General features: G+C 48.3%; 16 protein-coding genes. 7 read left to right on the plus strand and 9 right to left on the minus strand.

All coding sequences use genetic code 11. The annotated features are described in order from the left end of the window. Positions 1–30: 30 nt before the first annotated feature. Both SHD_RS14230 and SHD_RS14235 read left to right on the plus strand, forming a co-directional pair. A complete protein-coding gene (locus tag SHD_RS14230) occupies positions 31–336 on the plus strand; it encodes a helix-turn-helix domain-containing protein (protein WP_039978460.1) in 306 nt (101 codons plus the stop codon). Next, a complete protein-coding gene (locus SHD_RS14235) occupies positions 317–1,270 on the plus strand; it encodes a reverse transcriptase family protein (RefSeq protein WP_023267764.1) in 954 nt (317 codons plus the stop codon). Before SHD_RS14230 ends, SHD_RS14235 begins: the two co-directional genes overlap by 20 nt. 447 nt (positions 1,271–1,717) lie before the next feature. On the opposite strand, the gene SHD_RS14240 is transcribed toward SHD_RS14235, so the two are convergent. The 3 genes from SHD_RS14240 to SHD_RS14250 form a co-directional block, all read right to left on the minus strand. Beyond that, complete coding sequence (locus SHD_RS14240; protein ID WP_023267765.1) at positions 1,718–2,509, minus strand: class I SAM-dependent DNA methyltransferase; 792 nt, start codon at positions 2,507–2,509, stop codon at positions 1,718–1,720. A gap of 134 nt (positions 2,510–2,643) precedes the next feature. Further along, positions 2,644–3,420: an EAL domain-containing protein gene (locus tag SHD_RS14245; RefSeq protein WP_039978445.1), complete on the minus strand. Its 777-nt coding sequence runs from the start codon at positions 3,418–3,420 to the stop codon at positions 2,644–2,646. A gap of 184 nt (positions 3,421–3,604) precedes the next feature. Beyond that, entirely contained in the window at positions 3,605–4,315 is a 711-nt protein-coding gene (locus SHD_RS14250; protein WP_023267767.1) for an oxidative stress defense protein, read from the minus strand. A gap of 436 nt (positions 4,316–4,751) precedes the next feature. Between SHD_RS14250 and rimO the strand changes: the two genes are divergently transcribed. After that, on the plus strand, positions 4,752–6,194 hold the full coding sequence (gene rimO, locus SHD_RS14255) for a 30S ribosomal protein S12 methylthiotransferase RimO (protein ID WP_039978462.1): 1,443 nt from the start codon (positions 4,752–4,754) through the stop codon (positions 6,192–6,194). 298 nt (positions 6,195–6,492) lie between these two features. Here the strand turns inward: rimO and SHD_RS14260 are convergent, their stop codons facing one another. Continuing rightward, positions 6,493–6,720, minus strand: coding sequence for a ribosome alternative rescue factor ArfA (locus tag SHD_RS14260; protein WP_023267769.1), 228 nt, complete (start codon positions 6,718–6,720; stop codon positions 6,493–6,495). Positions 6,721–7,019: 299 nt separating this feature from the next. Between SHD_RS14260 and SHD_RS14265 the strand changes: the two genes are divergently transcribed. Together SHD_RS14265 and SHD_RS14270 are read left to right on the plus strand one after the other, a co-directional pair. Further along, complete coding sequence (locus tag SHD_RS14265; RefSeq protein ID WP_023267770.1) at positions 7,020–7,820, plus strand: substrate-binding periplasmic protein; 801 nt, start codon at positions 7,020–7,022, stop codon at positions 7,818–7,820. 182 nt (positions 7,821–8,002) lie between these two features. Continuing rightward, positions 8,003–10,144: a TonB-dependent receptor plug domain-containing protein gene (locus tag SHD_RS14270; RefSeq protein WP_023267771.1), complete on the plus strand. Its 2,142-nt coding sequence runs from the start codon at positions 8,003–8,005 to the stop codon at positions 10,142–10,144. A 145-nt stretch (positions 10,145–10,289) separates the two neighbouring features. Here SHD_RS14270 and pmbA read toward each other — a convergent pair whose 3' ends face one another. Beyond that, positions 10,290–11,633, minus strand: coding sequence for a metalloprotease PmbA (pmbA, locus tag SHD_RS14275; protein ID WP_023267772.1), 1,344 nt, complete (start codon positions 11,631–11,633; stop codon positions 10,290–10,292). Between the two features lie 175 nt (positions 11,634–11,808). On the opposite strand from pmbA, the gene yjgA reads away from it, so the two are divergent. Together yjgA and SHD_RS14285 are read left to right on the plus strand one after the other, a co-directional pair. Then, positions 11,809–12,342 carry a ribosome biogenesis factor YjgA gene (gene yjgA, locus SHD_RS14280; protein ID WP_011625015.1) on the plus strand — a complete coding sequence of 178 codons (534 nt, stop codon included), beginning with the start codon at positions 11,809–11,811 and terminating at the stop codon, positions 12,340–12,342. Between the two features lie 28 nt (positions 12,343–12,370). Next, entirely contained in the window at positions 12,371–14,851 is a 2,481-nt protein-coding gene (locus SHD_RS14285) for an Ig-like domain-containing protein (protein ID WP_023267773.1), read from the plus strand. Positions 14,852–14,904: 53 nt separating this feature from the next. Here the strand turns inward: SHD_RS14285 and SHD_RS14290 are convergent, their stop codons facing one another. The 4 genes from SHD_RS14290 to SHD_RS14305 all read right to left on the minus strand — a co-directional run bounded on the left by SHD_RS14290 (position 14,905) and on the right by SHD_RS14305 (position 19,699). Further along, the gene (locus SHD_RS14290; protein ID WP_023267774.1) at positions 14,905–16,236 is read right to left on the minus strand and encodes an APC family permease; all 1,332 of its coding nucleotides are present in this window, start codon (positions 16,234–16,236) and stop codon (positions 14,905–14,907) included. A 492-nt stretch (positions 16,237–16,728) separates the two neighbouring features. Then, positions 16,729–17,130, minus strand: a complete 402-nt coding sequence (locus SHD_RS14295; RefSeq protein WP_023267775.1) for a hypothetical protein — start codon at positions 17,128–17,130, stop codon at positions 16,729–16,731. Positions 17,131–17,298: 168 nt separating this feature from the next. Beyond that, positions 17,299–18,450: an ABC transporter permease gene (locus SHD_RS14300; protein ID WP_023267776.1), complete on the minus strand. Its 1,152-nt coding sequence runs from the start codon at positions 18,448–18,450 to the stop codon at positions 17,299–17,301. 1 nt (position 18,451) lies between these two features. Further along, complete coding sequence (locus SHD_RS14305; RefSeq protein WP_052031032.1) at positions 18,452–19,699, minus strand: ABC transporter permease; 1,248 nt, start codon at positions 19,697–19,699, stop codon at positions 18,452–18,454. Positions 19,700–19,744 lie beyond the last annotated feature (45 nt).

Below are 19,744 nucleotides of genomic sequence, written 5' to 3' on the forward strand. Positions count from 1 at the left end.
CCCCTAGTTTCGAAACTCCAGGAGGATTTAATGATACATCGAGCCCTCAAAGTAATTCGCCAATATCACGATTTGCCATTAGCCCAACTCGCCTCAGAATTAGAAATCCCTAAACAACAACTTCAGAAGTTGGAGTCTGGCGAAAAACCCGTCGACACTGCAACACTCGAAAAATACTCTCTTAGGTTCGACATACCTAAGTCCTCTTTGGTGATGTTTTCTTCTCACATAAACAACGAAAAAAGAGTTTCCAAAAAATTTAGAGAGACTGCTGCAAGTACTATCTTGGACATTTCTGAATGGGTTTTAAGCAAAAATGCAAAAGCTCAAGATTAAAACCAAAGGAAAGTCCTACGCACTAAAAGACTCCCCTTTTTATAACCTGAGGACGAAGAAGCGACTTTCAATTCTGCTAGGATGTGACACAAAAGACTTACCTCTCCTCGCAAAAGATGATGGGAATTATAATGTTTTCTCAATCATCGGAAAAGCTGGCAAACCGAGACAAATACACAAACCAATCAATAAATTAGACAAGATCCACACTCGAATAGCGAGTTTGATTTGTCGGATTAATCTTCCTAGTTATGTACATTCAGGTAGAAAAAAACACTCCAATCTAACTAACGCGAAGGCGCATCTGTCTGCTGATGGTTTTGACACTAAGGTTCTGACAACAGACATCAAAGACTTCTTTACTTCTACACGGAAAAAGCAGGTATTTGGTTTCTTTTACAGTGATTTGAAATGTACTGCTGATGTCGCTAATTTGCTGGCCGACATGTGTACTATTCACGGACATGTACCAACTGGGAGTCGACTAAGTATGGTGCTTGCCTACTGGGCTAACTACCACTTGTTTGAAGAACTCTCCTCTTTATCAAAACAGCATAGTGTGACGATGACCGTTTATGTTGATGACCTAACTTTCTCTGGAACAGGTGTTAATGAGCTTTTCAAAACCGTAGTCCGTAAAGTTCTTAGTCGATACGGTCATACAATGCACCCAACAAAGACAAAACTCTATGGCAAGGAATCACCTAAACTGGTAACGGGTATTGTCGTGAAAGAGGGACAGCTCCAAATTAGAAATCAGCAGTTCAAAGAGTTAGTTACTGACTTTGCTTGTTGGCATGCTATCAGACAAACCCCGCACGCCATTTTTGATCCTCACACATACCGGCTTCTTGGGCGGCTCAATTCGATGAGTTCAATTGACCCAGTCTTCAAAGAAAAAGCTCAGACAGTTAAAGGTAATACGTGCCGCTAATCATTGGTTTGTTTCACGGAAAAAAGATAGGACAGGCATAACTCTTTTGGGATTAACAGCCAACACAGAAGTGACAGAAGTTCACCTTCCCCTGCGAAGTTGCTGAAGGGCGTTGAAGAAAATCGCGTGAGCGAGGCATGGATGCCTCGCTAGCTTTCGGGGTACAGGATGTACCATCGGAAGCGTTAGCGATTTTCGAATAAGCACGAAGCCACTAATCAATGCATATAACTTCGCTAGGGGCGTCTTGGAGCATCCAAGGAGGATAGGACGAGCAGTCCTCCTTGGTCGGGTGTGGGGTGAAGCCCCACGACTTTGATTCACCTCGGCCGTTAGGCCGCAATGACTACAGTTATTCACAGGGAAATTGTGAAAGGCAAAGATGGAACATGGGTGTAAATCAGAGCAGCCAAAGCTAACCGCCCAGTTGCTACCTTCAACCTAAGGTTAAATCTTCACACAGACAAACAGCGCATTACCTGAGCTTAAATCCCATGGGACGATTTTTTCATAATCGTGTTCAAAGATATGCACTTCAAAATATGGCGCGAGTAACGCTTGCAGCTCCGCAAAACTGGTGGCGACCATAGTATGTTGGTCTTGCCATAACTCAGTCTGATGCGCAGAGGTATCAGCATCGTCGTCTACATCAGCCTGTTGAGTAAAAGGCTGCAAACTCTTTGCAATGCTTAGATTTAATGACTGGTTTTCGCCATGCCCACTGTAATGCCAGCCAGATTCAAAGGCAAAATGGTGCCCTTCAAACTCGGCAAAATGCTTAATCGATAAGCGGTTATCGATGCGGTGCTTATCAACCGAGTTAAAACAAAATATCCCGCCGTCATTCAAGGCGCGGTGCACGCTGGCAATACAACTCTTTAGCCGCTCGATGCCCGCACTGTAATGGATGGAATATAAAAAACAGGTAATTAAATCCACTGGCTGCTCAAGATAAAAGGCGGTCATATCTTGCAGATTAAACTGGGCCTCAGGGCAACGACGCATGGCCATATCGAGCATCGGCTGATTAATATCTAGGCCACTGCACTGATAACCAAGGTCGATAAAATGCCGCACATGCGGGCCTGTGCCACAGGCTAAATCAAGGTGTTGCTTACCATTATTCCCTAAGAACTGATGCAATCGATGGATGCTCGCACTCTGTTGTTGATAGTTGATATCGGAGCACATTAAATCGTAATAACCGGATAGATCGGTATAAAGCGCGTTAGAAGACATAGCGGCAAACAGGAGCCATAGGTAATTAAGGGGGGGGCGCATGATATATCAGTTGGCTAAGAACCGATACACGCAATGTAACGCCTCAGCGTAAGCGCAAGACACTTGCATCAATTTAATCCAATAAATCAATGCTACAGCGCAGAATAACAATCCAATGTCTCAAAGCTGGTTAAATGCTCGAGTTGGGGTTTAGCGAAATAGTAGCCTTGAAAATAGGCTATACCACGCTCGCTTAGGTAGTCTAACTCCTCTTTACACTCGACCCCTTCGGCCAACACCTGAGTGTTAAGCGTGCTACAAATCCCTAGTACCTCGTCAATCACCAACTGCTTTTGAGTATCTAAATGGATATCTCTAATCAACTCCATATCGAGTTTTAATACTTGAGGGCGCAAAAATTCCAACCAACTCAAATCAGCAAAGCCACTGCCAAAGTCGTCGATGGCGGTGATAAATCCCCGTTTGGCATAACTTTCAAAAATACGACTTAATTTGGCTCTATCGACAATCTGTTCACCCTCTGTGACTTCAAACATGATGTTATGAATATTAAAACCAAAGAGGTCGGCCGCTTCAATCGAGGCGCGGATACAGGTTTCGGGGTTATAAACGGCATTAGGTAAGAAATTGATACTTAAGACTTTATCAAGGCCAAGCTTGGCAGCGGTTTCAATAGCTTTTACTCGGCAAGCTTGATCAAAATAGTACTTATTGCCTTCATTTATGCGCTCAAACACCCAAGCGGCGCCTTCGCCATTTGGGCCGCGCACTAGGGCTTCATAACCATAAATTTGCTGATTTGGCCAATCGATGATTGGCTGAAATGCCATACGAATTTCAAATCCGAGTGATTTACCACTTAAGCAGTCCATGCAGGTTTGTTGCTTGATTCTAGGGGGAAAATCCATCATAGGCCTCCATAACCTTATCCTCTCTTAGTGTGGGGATAAATAGCTATTTTTGCCAGTATTTAGTGCCTTTACTCTGTTAAAACATGCAATATTGTATAGTGTTGACTCAGAATTTAGCCGATTCCCCCCTAACAACAATGGATGAGCCAAAGAATCCTCATCCATTGCATCTCGTTATGAATTATTTGAGTTTATAAACCACTTCGACTCTGTCTTCGATTGTGACTTGGCCATATTGATAACTTTCGGCGGCTCCCATAGCATCGGCCTTGGCATTCATACGTAACATCACGGGTTGCACTGGGCGTTGATCGTAATAACGAATTTGCCATACCTTACCTAGGTTCTCCCCAAATCCCTTGACTAAGCTTTCGGCTTTTTGTTTGGCATCGACAATGGCCGCTTGGCGCGCCTTGGCCACATACTCGGCCTCTTTGCTCGACTTAAGGGCGATATTGTTGACCCTGTTTATCCCCTCCTCTAAGGCGGAGTCCAAAATGGTATTTAAGCGGGCTAAATCGCGAATGGTGACTGTGATTTGGCGACTCGCGGTATAACCACTCAGCTCAGGTGCTTTATCCTGCGCATACACATATTGGGGTTGCAGATTTAAGTTAGCGCTTTGGATTTGCTCCTTGGTAATGCCCGCGGCGGTTAAACGGGCGATAAATTTCGCCACTGCGGCATCCGAATTATCCTTAGCGGCCTTAGCCTCTTTCTCGGTAACGGCCACTTCGACATTAAGCTCGGCCATATCCGGCTCAACCTGAATTTGGCTCACGCCCATGGTTTCGATATGGGGAAAATCTACGTCGGCGGCTATCGCCTTCGCGGCAAACACACCTGAAAAAAGGCCACCAGCCACTAATACAGCTAAAAGAGAATGCTTCATTGTTAACTCCAACTAAATCATTTAAGGCGAGACTGCCGTGGTTCTAACGCGGCGGCTATCGGCTAAAAGTGCGACTCGCTGTACCAATATGTAACAGCACCAATATGTAACAGCCCGATTTATCGTCCGTTGCGATAGCCACGCATCATGCAAACTACCCCTATAAACGCGGGCAAAAATAAAAAGGGTTAATTTTTTTGAAAATTTTTTAAATCGGCGCCGAGCGGCAGTGCACTGCGCCATTCAAACCTTAAAGCCATTCGCCCAAGATCAAATGCGGCGGGATAACAGAGCAGCGGACTCAACCGCGCCACAACTGGTAGAAACGCCCTCTTGGCTGTACACTTTTCACCCAAAGACACTGTACCTTTTAATCACTTCAGGTATAATCCGCGCTCTTTTTACGGCGCTCTTTTATCAGCATCAGCGAGACACCATGACAGTTGAAACTTTTAATCCTAAGCAAACAACCACGCTTGAGACCCCAGCCAAGACATTAGAAGCAGCGAGTGCTGACTTAGCTAATGCCGAAAGTGCTACCGGGAATCGCATCGGTTTCGTGTCTTTGGGTTGCCCAAAAAACCTAGTGGACTCAGAGCGCATTCTGACCCAATTACGCATCGACGGCTATGAAGTCACCAACAGCTACGACAATGCCGATCTGGTTATCGTCAACACCTGTGGTTTTATCGATGCGGCGGTTGAAGAATCCTTAGATGCGGTGCGCGAAGCCTTAGAAGAAAACGGCAAAGTGATCGTGACCGGCTGTTTAGGCGCCAAGGAAAACCAAATCCGTGAAGTGCACCCTGACGTGCTCGAAATCACGGGCCCACACAGTTACGAAGCCGTGTTAAAGCATGTACACAAGTACGTGCCAAAACCAGCGCACAACCCATTTACCTCGTTAATCCCGCAAACTGGGGTTAAGTTAACGCCTAAGCATTATGCTTATTTAAAAATTTCAGAAGGTTGTGATAACCGTTGTACCTTCTGCATCATCCCAGCACTGCGTGGCGATTTAGACAGCCGCCCTGCGGGTAGTGTATTAGATGAAGCCAAGCGTTTGGTTGAATCGGGCGTGCAAGAGATTTTAGTCGTCAGCCAAGACACCTCTGCCTACGGCAAAGACAAGGGCGGCCGCACCGACTTCTGGAACGGTATGCCAGTGAAGCAAGACATCACTAGCCTTGCTCGCCAACTGGGCAAGATGGGCGCTTGGGTACGTTTACACTACATCTACCCATACCCATGGGTTGACGATCTGATCCCCTTGATGGCCGAAGGTTTAATCCTGCCATACCTAGACATTCCAATGCAGCACGCCAGCCCTCGCATCCTGAAAATGATGAAGCGTCCAGGCCGTGTTGACCGTCAGTTAGAAGCGATTCAACGCTGGCGTGAAATCTGCCCAGACTTGGTTATCCGCTCAACCTTTATCGTGGGCTTCCCTGGCGAAACCGAAGAAGACTTCGAAATGCTGCTCGACTTCCTGCGTGAAGCGCGCCTCGACCGCGTCGGCTGCTTCAAGTACTCAGAAGTGGAAGGCGCTGTAGCCAACACAATCGCTGAACTTATCAGCGAAGACGTTAAGGAAGACAGATACCACAGATTTATGGAAGTCCAAGCCGAGATCAGCGCCGAGCGTTTAGCTCGTTTCGTTGGCCGTACTATGGATATTCTGATCGATGACGTAGACGAAGAAGGCGCCATTGGTCGCAGCTTCGCCGATGCTCCAGAAATCGACGGCATGGTATTTATCAACGGTGAAACCGAACTCGAACCCGGCATGTTAGTCCGCGCTGTGATCACTCACTCGGACGAGCACGATCTGTGGGCCGAGTTAGTCGACGCCGACGCTGAAGATGATATCGAGGCCTAAGCACTCGACTTAAGCGTGCTACTTAAGCGCTTGCCCTCGGCATTCGATTCGCCGGATTAAAAGCATAAATAGCGAGCCCCTGATATTAATACTAATAGTCAAGGGCTCGCTTTTTTATGGGCAATCGTTACCGGCCTACTGATAGGTATTGAAGGATATAGGCTGTAAATGGCAGAGCTGATAAGAGGAATAAGCTCAGGAGTGGCACGTTAAGAGGTTTACAGCACAAGAATCAAAGAAAAATCGAGCAGAGATAAGGGATAAACAAATCAGCGCGAGCAAAGTTAAGGTTTCAACACTAAGCACCTATGATACAAGCCCCCATAAAGTCGAAAGGGGTATCGCCCCTGTGCTGATACCCCTTTCGGTTTGCTGCTTTACGGTTATAAGACCCTTTACCCTTTTTCGGCTTTTCAGTTCGCATCCTAAACAGTGAACTCGTCACCACTGCCTTAAGTGCGTTGTCGGTAATAGTGCCGCGACCATTTTCATGCTCGAGCACGCTAGTCTCTTTAAGCTTTGCCATAGGAACTCCTCAGTTAATATTTACAGGCCAAATGCACCTCACCCGACCTGCGGCGACACTATAGCGCAATATGACAGGATGTACAGAGTTTGTGCAGTAGTGCAAAGAATCTCTCTTTTTATTATCAAAAAGTATGATAGATTAATTCAATAAAAATAATACATTAGAACAACAAAGTCTTTTCTTAAAGACTACTTTGGGTCGCCATTAATCGACACGATTACCCTTGGTAATCACAGCAGAAGGAGATCATTTTGCAGTTTGCAGTTATTTATCGGCCTTTGCTTTGCTTAGTAGTCATGTTACTCAGCCTCTCCCCTAGTCTAGCGCAGGCTTTTTCAAGCTCTGAGTGCATCATTACCATGGGGTATCGCACCAGTGAGCGTCTTCCCTTTATCGAGCATGACCCAAATAACCAAGGCTTTTACCACGATATCTATCAGGCCGCAGCAGAGAAAATTGGTTGCAAATTGCGGGTAATCCGAGCCCCAAAACTGCGGATTTTACGGGATCTCAAACTCGGAAATATCGATTTTTATCCAGGTCTGCATTTTACTGAAGAGCGCGCCCAATTTGCCTATTTTATCCCTAATGGTCTGTCGGAGCGCTACATAGGGATAAGTCGAGCTGGTGCCGCCAATATCAATTCACTGGAGCAACTATCCCAAAGTGGAATGACACTATTAATCGCCCCCGGTAGCTATGATTTTAACGGCTTAGCCGAGACTATGTCGGTGCGCAAACCACCCGAACTGGATGTGCCTAAGGCGTTAGATTACCTGCTTGCCAGCCAAGGGGATTTTTTTATCTACGATCAGGCCACCATCAGCTACTACCTCAAACAGCGGGACATAAGCCAATTTAAGCTGCACCCCAATTGCTGCCAGCAGCCTCAGGCAATGTATCTGGGATTTTCGAAAAAAAGTCGCCATTTTCGCGGGCAACATAACCCTAACTACCGTGCAGATTTACCCGTGAGCCCAGATAACAGCCCCAACAGACTCGCAGAAGATTCAAAGGCCTATGAGTTTGCCAGAGCATTGGCTTTAATGGATGCCGAGGGTGAAACCCAGCGGATCTACTTTAATCACTTCGGTTAATCCAAAAGCGTGTTAAACCGCGCCGCTTGTTACCCTCACCTTGCTGCTAGCTTATCTTCATCTTGGCGCTAGCAAGCACCTAAAGCCGCTATTTCAGTTTTATCTTTATAAGCTCTGCGACAATATGCCGCACCTGTCACACTTCGATGATCTTTATAATGCAGCGCAATTTATCCGAGTGAATGGAAGACAATAAGATGGCTGCAAACACTTCAACTATCCCCCACGGCTTTAAATGCTCTGCAATCGCCAGCGCGCTGACCTTAGCATTAGGCGCTTCGGTTACCTCACAGGCCATGGCCGACGAGACAAATCAGACTCAAATCGAACGTATTCAAGTCCATGGCGAGCAGAATATTGGCCGTAACGCCTTAGGCTCGGCCGATGCTTTGCTGAAAGATCAAGGCGTCGATTTCTCCGAAGCGGGCGGCGTTTCCGCCTTGCCCGTACTCAATGGCATGATGGGCGATCGCATTAAAGTGTTAGTCGATGGCGCAGATATCACCGCCTCCTGTGCTAACCAAATGAACCCACCACTATCCTACGTGTCCGCTAACCAAATCAGCTCGGTAGAAGTGGTCGCGGGCGTGTCCCCCGTCAGTGCGGGCGGCGACAATATCGCCGGGGTGATTAAGGTTAATAGCCTCAATCCAAAGTTTAACGACAGCGACAACCTCAGCTTCGAAAGCGGCGAAATCTCATCGGGATACCGCAGCACCAGCGACGCCTTCTTGCTCGGCGCTAAAGCTGGGATTGCCAGTAAGGACTTAAGTTTCAGCTATCAAGGTGCCTATGAAGATGCCAATAGCTACCACGATGGTCACGGCGATAAAGTGCTCGATACTTTATATCGCGCTCAAAACCATGCGTTAACGGCGGCATGGCGCGATGACACACAACAACTGGCGATTAAGCTAACGCACCAGGCTATCCCGTTCCAAGGTTTCCCAAACCAATACATGGATATGACGGATAACAAGAGTTATGGCGCCCTAGTCCGCTATCTGCGAGATTTAGACAACGATGGTGAATTTAGCGCCCAGTTAAACTGGCACAGTGTGAAGCATGAAATGGGCTTCTTCACCCCAGAAAAAACCGGCAAGATGCCAATGAATACAGAGGGTAGCGATTACAGCTACCAACTGCATTGGCGCCTACCCATGGGCGATAACAGCACGTTACTTGTCGGGCAGGAATATTATAACTATCAACTCGATGATACTTGGCCAGCGGTGCCCGGCACTATGATGGCCCCCAATGACTATATCAATATCAACGACGGTGAACGTCGCCGCGCCGCAGTTTATGGCGAATGGCAGCAAAACCTCACGCCACTCTGGTGGTTGTCTGCAGGGGTGCGTTATGAATATGTCACCACTGATACGGGCGAAGTGCAGGCCTACAGCAATATGCCCATGATGGGCATGCCGAATGTGGATGCCGAGGCAGCAAAAGCCTTTAATGCTATGGATAGAAGCCGAGACGATAACCTTATCGACGCCACTCTGCTGGCACGCTATCAATTGTCGGCCAAACAACAATTGGAATTTGGCTTAGCCCGTAAAAACCGCGCGCCAAACCTGTATGAGCGTTACAGCTGGGGTCGTGGCGTAATGGCAACCACTATGATCGGCTGGTATGGTGACGGCAACGGTTATGTGGGTAATCCCGATCTAAAGCCCGAAACAGCCCATACCCTGAGCGCGGCCTACAAGTTTAATGGCGATGAATGGCAATTCTCGACCACGGCTTGGTATAGCGCAGTGACCGACTATATTGATGCTGAGGTGATTGGCAGCTTTAACCGTACTGGCCTTGCCAGCGGTAAACGCAATATCCTTAAATTCACCAACGAAGATGCCAATTTATATGGCGCTAAGTTTAGTGTGAACTACCTATTAGCCAATACCGACAGCGGTAAATGGCAGATGCAAGGTAAGCTCGATATCACCCGTGGTGAGCGCGATGAGGGTAACGAGCCGCTTTATCAAATCAAACCGCTACAAACCGAGTTAGCCCTTAGCCATCAACTGGGTGATTGGGAAAATCGCCTGTCGTGGCAATGGGTAGCGACTAAGGATAAGGTCGATGATCGCCGTTTAGAAAATGAGACCGACAGCTATTCGCTGTTAAATCTAAGCAGCAGTATCAAATGGCAAGAGCTGAGTTTGACCTTTGCGATCAACAACCTGTTTGATACTTACTACGAACTACCACTGGGTGGTGTCAACCTTGCCGAATTTAAGGCCGATAGCACGGGTGGCTTTAGCCAAGTCGCAGGCTCGGGTCGCTCATTTGAATTAGGTGCCAGCTATAAGTTCTAATGAGCACCGTCGCTTAAATGTGGCAGCGCTATTTAGCACGGCGCAATTAAAGCAAAAAGGGCAAATGCATTAGCATTTGCCCTTTTGTTTAAAGCTCACTTGGTGAGAACTGAGTCATTAAATGAACCCGACTAAGTTAACTCAATCAGTTACCCGCGACCTTCATCTCAGATAATAAGATCCCGCCGGTGCGGATAGACGAACGTAAATCGAAGTCCTTACTGACCGCCTGAATCCCACGAAACATATCCTTCAAGTTGCCCGCGATAGTGATCTCTTCGACGGGGAACTGGATTTCACCATTTTCCACATAAAAACCGGCGGCGCCGCGGGAATAATCCCCCGTCACCATATTCACGCCTTGGCCCATCACCTCAGTGACAATCAAGCCAGTGCCCATGCCTTTGACTAACTCATCGAAGCTTTGCCCCGTGTGCGCCAGCGTCCAGTTGTAGATGCCGCCCGCATGGCCTGTGTTAGTTAAGCCTAATTTGCGCGCCGAATAGCTGGTCAGCAGATAGCTTTCTAACATGCCACGGTCGATGATGCGTCTATCTTGCGTCGCCACACCTTCGCTATCGTAGTTGGCGCTGGCAAGCGCGCCCAGCAGATGCGGCTGTTCTTCAATGTTGAACCAATCGGGGAAGATTTGGGTGTGAATCGCATCCAACAGGAAGCTGGATTTACGGTACAGGCTGCCACCGCTGATCGCGCCGACTAAATGGCCGATAAGCCCTGTGGCGATTTCAGGCGAAAGCAGAATAGGTAAACGCGAAGTCGCAATCTTACGCGCACCTAAACGGCTCACTGTCTTTTGTGCGGTTTTCAAACCTACGGATTCGGGAGATAGCATCTCACTGAATTTACGGGCGATAGTGTAATCGTAATCCCGCTGCATGCTGCCGTCGCTGTCTTCACCGATCACGCTGCAACTTAGGCTGTAGCGCGAGCTGCAATAACCGTTTAAGAAGCCGTGGCTATTGCCGTAAACCTTGACCGATGTGTGGGCGTTTGCGCTGGCACCATCGGAGTTATTGATGCGCGAGTCGGCATCAAGCGCCGCGGTTTCGGCGCGAATCGCCAATTGGGCTAATTCGTCGGGGGCAATATCTTCAGGATAATAGAGCTTAAGATCGCGGATCTCGGTCGCCATTAGGGCTTTGTCGGCTAAACCGCTAAAGGGGTCGGCCGAGGTATAACGGGCGATATCGTCCGCCGCTTTCACCGCCAGAGCAATGGCTTCAGGGCTGAGATCGGAGGTTGATGAACTGCCCTTGCAACCATCGCGATAAACCGTAATCCCTAGGGCGCCATCTTTATTAAATTCAACTGTTTCCACTTCTTTTAAGCGGGTTGAAACCGATAATCCCTGTTGTTTACTGATCGCCACTTCGGCGGCATTTGTCCCTAATTTATTGGCATATTCGAGGGCCACGGCAACCGCATCTTTCAGCGCGGTCAATTCACTATCGATTCTGTTCAAAGACACAAAGCTACTCTTTCGTTGTCGGCAATGGCGTTAGCATAACAAACACCCATGCCATTCTCATTATTTATTGCGCGCTTATTTCGTCAATCTCAGCCATGGCGCACGCGCTTTCGTTAGGCGATTTTTGGCGGGAGATGTTATTATTAGGCCGTTATTTAACTGAGGTTTTATCTATATGAAGATTGTTGGTGATTCAGAGCATTTTAAACAACCCTATGACAGTGACGAAGAGTATGTCAGCAAAACCGAGGACAAGCGTGACTGCGAAGCTGCTCAAAAAGTCGGTATGGAATTGGTGTCGCTCAGTAAGACCCAGCTAGATAAAATCGAGCTGGACGAGCACTTATACGACAGCATCCAGCAAGCTCATAAGATTAAGCCGAAGACCGAAGCCTATCGCCGCCATATGCAATATATCGGTAAGTTGATGCGTAACGTCGATGTGGAGCCGATTAAAGCCGCACTCGCTATCGTACTGAACAAAAACAACAACGAGACCGCTAAGCTACAAATGTTCGAGAAAATGCGCGAGCGCTTACTGAGCCAAGGCGACAGCGAAATTCAAACCTTAGTGGAACATTATCCACAGTTGGACAGACAGAAGCTGCGTACCTTAGTGCGCCAAGCCACAAAAGAGTTGGCAAAAGGCCCTGAGTCCAAATCATCAAAAGAGCTGTTTAAATACCTACGCAGCGAAATCCAAGACTAACAATTCAGCCCAACAAGGATGTTTGCTTATGCTTCCTAGCAAAACATTATCAGTATTTTCGTGGACACTACTGGGCGTTGCGGCGCTAAGTGGTTGCAATGGTGCAGCAGATGGTACTGACGCAGATGGCAGTACCGACAGCTATAGTCTCAGCCTAAGCTATAAAACCTTAGTTAATGGCCAATGTGCAGATAACACCAGTCAGCTAAGTTTTCCCACTGAAAGCAGTTTTTGCGCGGTTGCGACCTTAAAACAGGGCTCATCTAAGCTTAGTGGACAACTGATCAGTTTCACTGCCACCTTAGGCACTATTACACCCGCGACTAAATTGACTAATGCCGATGGGATGGCCGAAGTCGTGATAGCCAATGGCAGTTTAACCGAAGGCGCAGGTACTGTGACCGCAAGTTACACTCCCACAGGTGCCGATGCTTTAACGGCTAATCGTAATTATGAATTTATAGGAACCGGTGGCTCAGGCACCGCAACCCCTCCTAAGCTCAGCGCTAGCATTGTGAATGGTGCGGCGCTTGTTACCCGTTTTAAAGTGGATGAGGCTGTGCAACTGCAAGCCATTTTCCTCGATGCCGAGAGTAAAGGTATTGCCGATGCCAAGGTCACTTTTAGCGCGGGTTCAGCTACATTAAATCCCGCCAGTGCGCTGACCAATAGCCAAGGTATTGCTCAGGTCAGTTATACTCCGAGCGCCACCGAATTAGGCGCCAATGCCTTAACGGTAACTGTGGATTATCAAGGGCAATCGCTACAAAGCAGCAGCTTATATGAAGTACTCAGCAAAGATGCCGTTAACGAATCCGGCACCTTAAAATTAGGCTCCTTTAATGGCAGCAGTTTTACCGAAGGAAAACTGGCGAGTACGTTAACGGCACAGGCCGATGGCAGCTATAAAATCAGTGCTGGCGGCAGCTTTGGTGTGACCGCAAGCTTAGTGATAGAGGCCAACGATGGCACTATCACTCGCGTACAGGCCCCGTCATCCATCAGTTTTAGCTCGGACTGCACCAACAGTAATAATGCAACCTTAGATACGCCTGTCACGACCCTATCGGGCAATGCCAGCTCGACTTTCCAAGACACTAGTTGCAGTGGTAACAGTGAGCGTAACGATCAAATCATTGCCACCACAGTGGTCGGTAATCAAACGCTAACGGCGAACTTCCCCTTTACACTGCAACGCCAAACCTTAGCTAGCCTTAGTTTTGAAGCGGCAGAACCTAACCAAATCCGCATTAAAGGTGCGGGCGGGACTGGGTCGAGTGAATCATCCCTCGTCAGCTTTAAAGTGACCAGCGCCAATGGCCAGCCAGCAGCCCAGCAAAAGGTCAGTTTTAGTTTAGATACCGTCGTTGGCGGCTTAAGTTTTGCCAATGGCAGCGCCAGCGCTGAGAGCCTAACCAACTCCCTAGGTATCGCTAGTGTGCGTGTGCTTTCGGGTACTGTGCCGACTCCCGTTCGCGTGGTCGCCACCGCAGTGGATGCCGATACCAAAGAAGTGATTACTAGCCAATCTGAGCAATTAACGGTTAATACAGGTCTGCCACAACAGCTGGGATTTAGTCTTTCTACGACAATATCCAACCCAGAAGCAGGCGATCATGATGGTGAAACTGCGACTATTACCGCCAGACTATCCGATAGTTTTGGAAATCCAGCGCCCGATGATACCACAGTGAACTTCACCACCGAGGGCGGGCAAATCACCCCAAGCTGCCTGACTAAAAATGGCGCTTGCAGCGTGACTTGGACATCCAGCGATTATCGCCCTCAAGATCACCGTATTACCATCTTGGCTTACGCCTTGGGTCACGAAACCTTCTTCGACACTAACGGCAACAATCAGTTTGATAGTGCCGATGGTGGCGCTATCACTAATGCCTGCTTATTCAATGGCGCCGCAACTCACTGCAGCGGTAATGGTATGGATGTAGAAACCTTCCACAGTAGCGGTTTTAGCGACTTACCGACAGCGTTCCGTGATGATAATGAAAACTTCAGCTACGACAGTGGCGAGCGCTATTTCGATAACCTCGCCCGTGATACTTATCCTGCAGCAGATGGTAAGTTTAACGGCCCGCAATGCCAAGGCAGCCTCTGTGGTACAGGTCAAGCCAACAAAACCTATGTTCGCAAGGGATTGGTAATGAGCATGTCGGGTTCGCAGGCTTATATCAGTGTGCAGCAAGACGGTGTGTTACTCGCAAGCGTTAATGATATTAAACCCGTTGCCCCAGGTAGCGAATCTAAGTTTGTGGTGTTTGTGCATGACAGAGCTAAGCAAATTATGCCTGCCAAGACCCAAATCGAGCTCTGCGTAGATTGTAACGGAACGCCAGATATCATTGAGGTAGCCAACACTCTCACCGCGAAGAATGGCTTAGGCACACCACTCACTTTTACCGCTTCTGCGGGGAGTCAAGTCAGCATAGTGACCACTACACCAAAGGGAATTAAAACCACTAATTTAAGCTTTGCCGTGCCGACACTGTAAAAACCAAAAGACCCGCCAAGGCGGGTCTTTTACTTTCTAGCTCAATCTATTGGTTAATTCTGTAACTCTACCGCCTTGCGTAAACGCAGGCTTCGCAGCGCCAAGTACAAGACCCCAACAGCCGCCCAAATTAAGCCAAGCTCTAAGGACTGAGGCTCAAGGTTAATCCACAGTACGCCAATAGTCGCCGCGCCGCACAAGGGTAAGACGAAATACTGCAAGTGCTCTTTCAAGGATTGGTTACGTTTTTCTTTGATATAAAACTGCACTATTACCGACAGGTTCACAAAGGTAAAAGCCACCAGTGCCCCGAAGTTAACGAGCGCCAGTGCCATTTCGAGATCGAAGGACACCGCCGAAAGCGCCAGTAATCCCACCAGAATCACGTTAAATGCTGGCGTGCGCCATTTAGGATGCACATAGCCAAAGCCTTTATTGGGCAGCATATTGTCGCGACCCATCACGTAGAGAATACGTGCCACGCCCGCATGGGCTGCCATGCCCGAGGCCAACACCGCGATGGTGGTTGCCACCAGCACCACTGATTGGAATAAATTACCGCCCACATACAGGGCAATCTCAGGCAGCACAGCGTCTAACTGTTGGAAGCGAGAAATATCCGGGAAAAACAGCTGTAAGAAATAGGACACGCTGACAAAAATCACGCCGCCAATCAAAGCAGTTAGCACGATAGCGCGGGGGATCACCCGCTTAGCGTCCTTTGTTTCTTCACTCAAAGAGCTTAAGCCATCGAAGCCTAAGAAGGAGAAACACAGAATGGTCGCGCCAGTAAACAGCGGCGCAAGGGTTATCTCTTGAGAATAGAATGGACGCACGCTGGCAATCACACCTTCACCTTCGCCAAGGGACAGGCTATGGGCCATCAAGCCAATAAACACCAAGATAATGGCTATCTGGGCGAATACGATAACGCCGTTAAAATTCGCGACTAAATCTATGCCCCTGAGGTTTAATACCGTCATCATAGCGACTAAACCAAAGATAAAAATCCACGGCTCGACGTTAGGGAACATGGCCGTAAGGTAAATCTTTGCCAGCAGCATGTTGATCATCGGCATAAACATATAATCGAGCAGCGATGACCAGCCCACCATAAAGCCGACATTCGGACTAAAGGTTTTTTGAGCATAGGTATAGGCCGAACCCGCATAGGGGTATTTACGCACTAAGTGACCGTAGCTAAAGGCGGTAAACAGGATCCCCGCTAACGCGAGCAGGTAAGAGGTGGCCACATGGCCTGAGGTGATCTCGGAGACAATGCCAAAGGTGTCAAACACGGCCATAGGCGTGAGATAGGCTAATCCCATCACCACCACTTGCCACAGACTAAGGCTTTGCTTTAAGCCTGGATTTTGTTGGCTCATATCCAACCTCCCTTTGCAGTAGGTGGAATGGCAAACGCAACAGCTTGATTTACGGCAACTACCGAAAATCCGGTAAACAACAGCCCCATTGAATTGTCCTCAGTAAAGTAGGTTCAAACGAACCTCATATCATTTCCGGATGTTTACCGGCCTCATTTGGTTTAAAACCCATACGCTCAAAAAGAAAATAACCGGGATACTGAATACCCCGGTTATTTTTGCGGCGCGAATTTTCCCCCAAAACAGAGGAGAAGACAACCCAATAAGGACATTAAGTTGCCTATCTGTGCAGTCTGTACGGTAAAGGGAGCAAAGATACCTAAAAAGGCCAACCTATTGAGGTGAACAGGCGAATAAATTCAACCTTAGTGACCTGCGATTAGGACTTATTGCTTTGAGACTTTTAGCAAAGTGGCTTAACCCGGCATGGTCATTGTGATGACCATGGAGCAAATACAAGATACAGGGGCCAGACAGCGATGTGAGGTATACTTAGAAGTAAAGGCTTTCGACGATTTTACCGTTAACCAGCATGTCGCATTTATCACCCGAGCTGGATTTCGTTGCTTGGATCACGCCAGCAATCGCACCAAATGCGCCACCTTGGCTACTCAACACTGAGCCAAAATAACATTGGCTAGAGATGGTGTAACCCTTGTATTTACCGCTGAGGTTTTGGGTTGGCGTGTAGGGTGGGAAAGTGCCTTTCATCACTGAGTCGCCATTCACAGACAGCGAAATATTTTTACGTTTAGTATCATAGCTGCCGCCAAAAACGAGATTAATACCATCGATTTCAACGGTTTTTTCTTGTGCAACTATGGGGGGGGTTGCGGAACAGGCGGTTAATAAACAAATGCCCACGGCTAGAGAAAGTAAAGTAATTTTACGCATTTCATCTTCCTTTTGATGCGATAAAAAAATGAAGCAACTGCTTCGAAATTAAACGGCCCCTGTTTAATTTTTTGCCGGACGATTATATCTATATCTGCCTAATATCCAATAACAAATTTAATACCAACGCAAAAATCAGTGTTTTGTCGGTACGAATAACAGCGTCGCCTAAGACGCATTAAGTTCAGCTAATGCCCGCACACGACGTTTAATCCCTAAAATCGCAAGACCAAAAAACAGCACAAACAGGCCCCAAAGCTGTAACCATTTTGGCAGCACACTCGCCCAGCTGGCGCCCATTTGGTTCAGCTCCAACATCCCCATAATGGCGGGCACCGCAGGGATAATCTGCGAGCCCAGCACCAAAGGCTCGGGGATTAAAGCAATCGGCCAGACAAAGCCGGAGACGAACAGAATCGGCATAGAAATCAGTAGCAATACTTGGGTCGGTAAATCGCGGCGGGTAAACAAGGTGCTCATCGCAACTCCGGCCGCCGCCGTCGCCAGTAAAAACGGCAACAACCAGAGCGCCACTAGGCCAAAACTCGCTTGAATACTCACCTTATACCAGTGGTAGCAATACCCCACATAAAAGCTGGTAAACACCATATAAATCAACATAAAGGCAAGAATTCGACCACAGACCAATTGCAACGGCGACACCTGTTGCCAATAGCTGCGGCTGCGCCACTGACCCGCGCCTAAGATCCCAGTCCCAATCAACAGGGTTTGATGCAGGATAAGTAAGAACAGCCCTGGCACCACGTAGGGCGTATAACCCAGACTAGGGTTAAAGGCAGGCACGCTGTTTAAATGCAGCGAATTCAGGTTTTGCTCGGCTTCTTTAGGATTTTTCCCCTGCGCTAGCATCCCAATCAATTGCACTTGTTTGCCCGCATCCATCCCCGCGCTGACAAGCCCCTCGGCCACCGCCGAATAAATCAAGAAGTAACTGGCATCGCCGCCGTAGCTTAAGGTCACACCCTTACCCAGCAGCAAGTCGCGGCGAAATCCTTCGGGGATCACCAATAAGCCATGGGCCTTGCCAGTTTCGATAAAACGCTTCGCCTCTGTGATGGAACCCACTTGGCCTATCACCTGAATTTTTGCGCTGGCATCCGCATGGCGAATAAGTTGACGGCTTAGGGAGGAATGATCTAAATCCACCACGATAAGCTGTTGTTCTGTTGGGACTTGGTGCAAATAAGGTAAGGGATAGAGCACCGAATAAAACAGCACACCGCCGAATAGGGTCACGGCAATCGCCTTGTCACTCACAATCGCCTTTAATTCTGTCAGCACTAACTGCCATAAATTCATGCTATTGCCCCTTCGTGGGCAGAGGCACCGCGTCGTATTCCGCCGCTTCAGCCTGAGCTTTTACCGTCATCGGCAATAATTTAGTCGCCAAGAGATAAATCAGCGGCAATAAACCGATAAAACCCCAATAACTACTGAGTTGCTGCGCCAGCGTCGGCCACGCCGCACCATAGCTCACCACGCTGACATGGGACTCAATATAATGGCTCGATGGCATGATGAGTCGCCACCACTGAGCGAGTTGCGGCATTTCATGGGTGGGAAAAGTAATTCCCATAAAGGCGAAGGCTGGCGCAAACAGCGCTGTACAAAAACTGATGACCCGCGCGCTATCGCGCATCAGCACAAAGATAAACAACACTAGGCTCCACACCACCAGTAGCATAATCAACTGGGCAAACAGCAGCAGCGCTAAACTGCCCGCAAAAGGCAAAGCCAAATACAGATACAACCAAGCGAGGATAAACCCGCCTTGCAGCATCAATATCGGAGTAAACAACAGAATTTTAGCCAACACCTTAGGCCAAAAATGCTCGGTCAATCGATTGGAGATCCCCTCCTCTGACTGCGCGGCATTAAGGTGCAACTCGCGATTTAAGCTGTTGGCCATCACCAACATAGATAATAGCTGCCACAGCGCGACCAATACCGGCGGCACTAAAAAACCTATGTAGTTGTTATTACGGTTAAACAGCGCGGTGGTTTGGCTCTTTACTGGGCTTAAATTCACCGCGACTTGGGATTTCGGCGTGCCCGTCATCAGCTGTTTTATGCCAGCGACCTGTAACAGCCCATCGCCTAGACTCAACTGAATTTGGCTCGACAGCAGCTTACCCACCAGCAAAAACTGGCTGTTGTAACGCACATCGATTGTTGGTTTATGGCCGGTGAGTAAATCCTTTTTCATATCATGGGGAAATACCACCACGGCATAGACCTGCGCCTGCTGCATGGCCGCGACGGCCGAAGAAAGATCGGTAAAACTTCGCGGCTCAGTCACAGGGTTGGCTTTGAGTTGACGGGTCAACATTCGGCTCAACTGGCTGTGGTCTTGGTCAACAATCGCCACGGGTAATTGCCGTGGTAACCCAGCACTAAATAGCCACCAGAGACACAAGATGCCCAGCATCGGGATGTAACTGATAAGGGCCAGTTGCCAAGGATCGCGCCATAGCGCCCTAAGCTCACGCCGCACTAATGCAATGATACCTGAAGATGCAGGATGCGCCGCATTCTGAGCCTTATTCAACGGCTTAGACTCGCGCAAATGCGTTTGCTCGCTCGGTGACTTGGC

This window comes from Shewanella decolorationis S12 (assembly GCF_000485795.1).
Lineage (GTDB): Bacteria > Pseudomonadota > Gammaproteobacteria > Enterobacterales > Shewanellaceae > Shewanella > Shewanella decolorationis.

Excerpts from the sequence above, each read along its gene's own strand:
- SHD_RS14230 (WP_039978460.1), top strand. The coding sequence starts at position 31 with ATGATACATCGAGCCCTCAAAGTAATTCGCCAATATCACGATTTGCCA.
- SHD_RS14235 (WP_023267764.1), top strand. The coding sequence starts at position 317 with ATGCAAAAGCTCAAGATTAAAACCAAAGGAAAGTCCTACGCACTAAAA.
- SHD_RS14240 (WP_023267765.1), bottom strand. The coding sequence starts at position 2,509 with ATGTCTTCTAACGCGCTTTATACCGATCTATCCGGTTATTACGATTTA.
- SHD_RS14245 (WP_039978445.1), bottom strand. The coding sequence starts at position 3,420 with ATGGATTTTCCCCCTAGAATCAAGCAACAAACCTGCATGGACTGCTTA.
- SHD_RS14250 (WP_023267767.1), bottom strand. The coding sequence starts at position 4,315 with ATGAAGCATTCTCTTTTAGCTGTATTAGTGGCTGGTGGCCTTTTTTCA.
- rimO (WP_039978462.1), top strand. The coding sequence starts at position 4,752 with ATGACAGTTGAAACTTTTAATCCTAAGCAAACAACCACGCTTGAGACC.
- SHD_RS14260 (WP_023267769.1), bottom strand. The coding sequence starts at position 6,720 with ATGGCAAAGCTTAAAGAGACTAGCGTGCTCGAGCATGAAAATGGTCGC.
- SHD_RS14265 (WP_023267770.1), top strand. The coding sequence starts at position 7,020 with ATGTTACTCAGCCTCTCCCCTAGTCTAGCGCAGGCTTTTTCAAGCTCT.
- SHD_RS14270 (WP_023267771.1), top strand. The coding sequence starts at position 8,003 with ATGGAAGACAATAAGATGGCTGCAAACACTTCAACTATCCCCCACGGC.
- yjgA (WP_011625015.1), top strand. The coding sequence starts at position 11,809 with ATGAAGATTGTTGGTGATTCAGAGCATTTTAAACAACCCTATGACAGT.
- SHD_RS14285 (WP_023267773.1), top strand. The coding sequence starts at position 12,371 with ATGCTTCCTAGCAAAACATTATCAGTATTTTCGTGGACACTACTGGGC.
- SHD_RS14290 (WP_023267774.1), bottom strand. The coding sequence starts at position 16,236 with ATGAGCCAACAAAATCCAGGCTTAAAGCAAAGCCTTAGTCTGTGGCAA.
- SHD_RS14295 (WP_023267775.1), bottom strand. The coding sequence starts at position 17,130 with ATGCGTAAAATTACTTTACTTTCTCTAGCCGTGGGCATTTGTTTATTA.
- SHD_RS14300 (WP_023267776.1), bottom strand. The coding sequence starts at position 18,450 with ATGAATTTATGGCAGTTAGTGCTGACAGAATTAAAGGCGATTGTGAGT.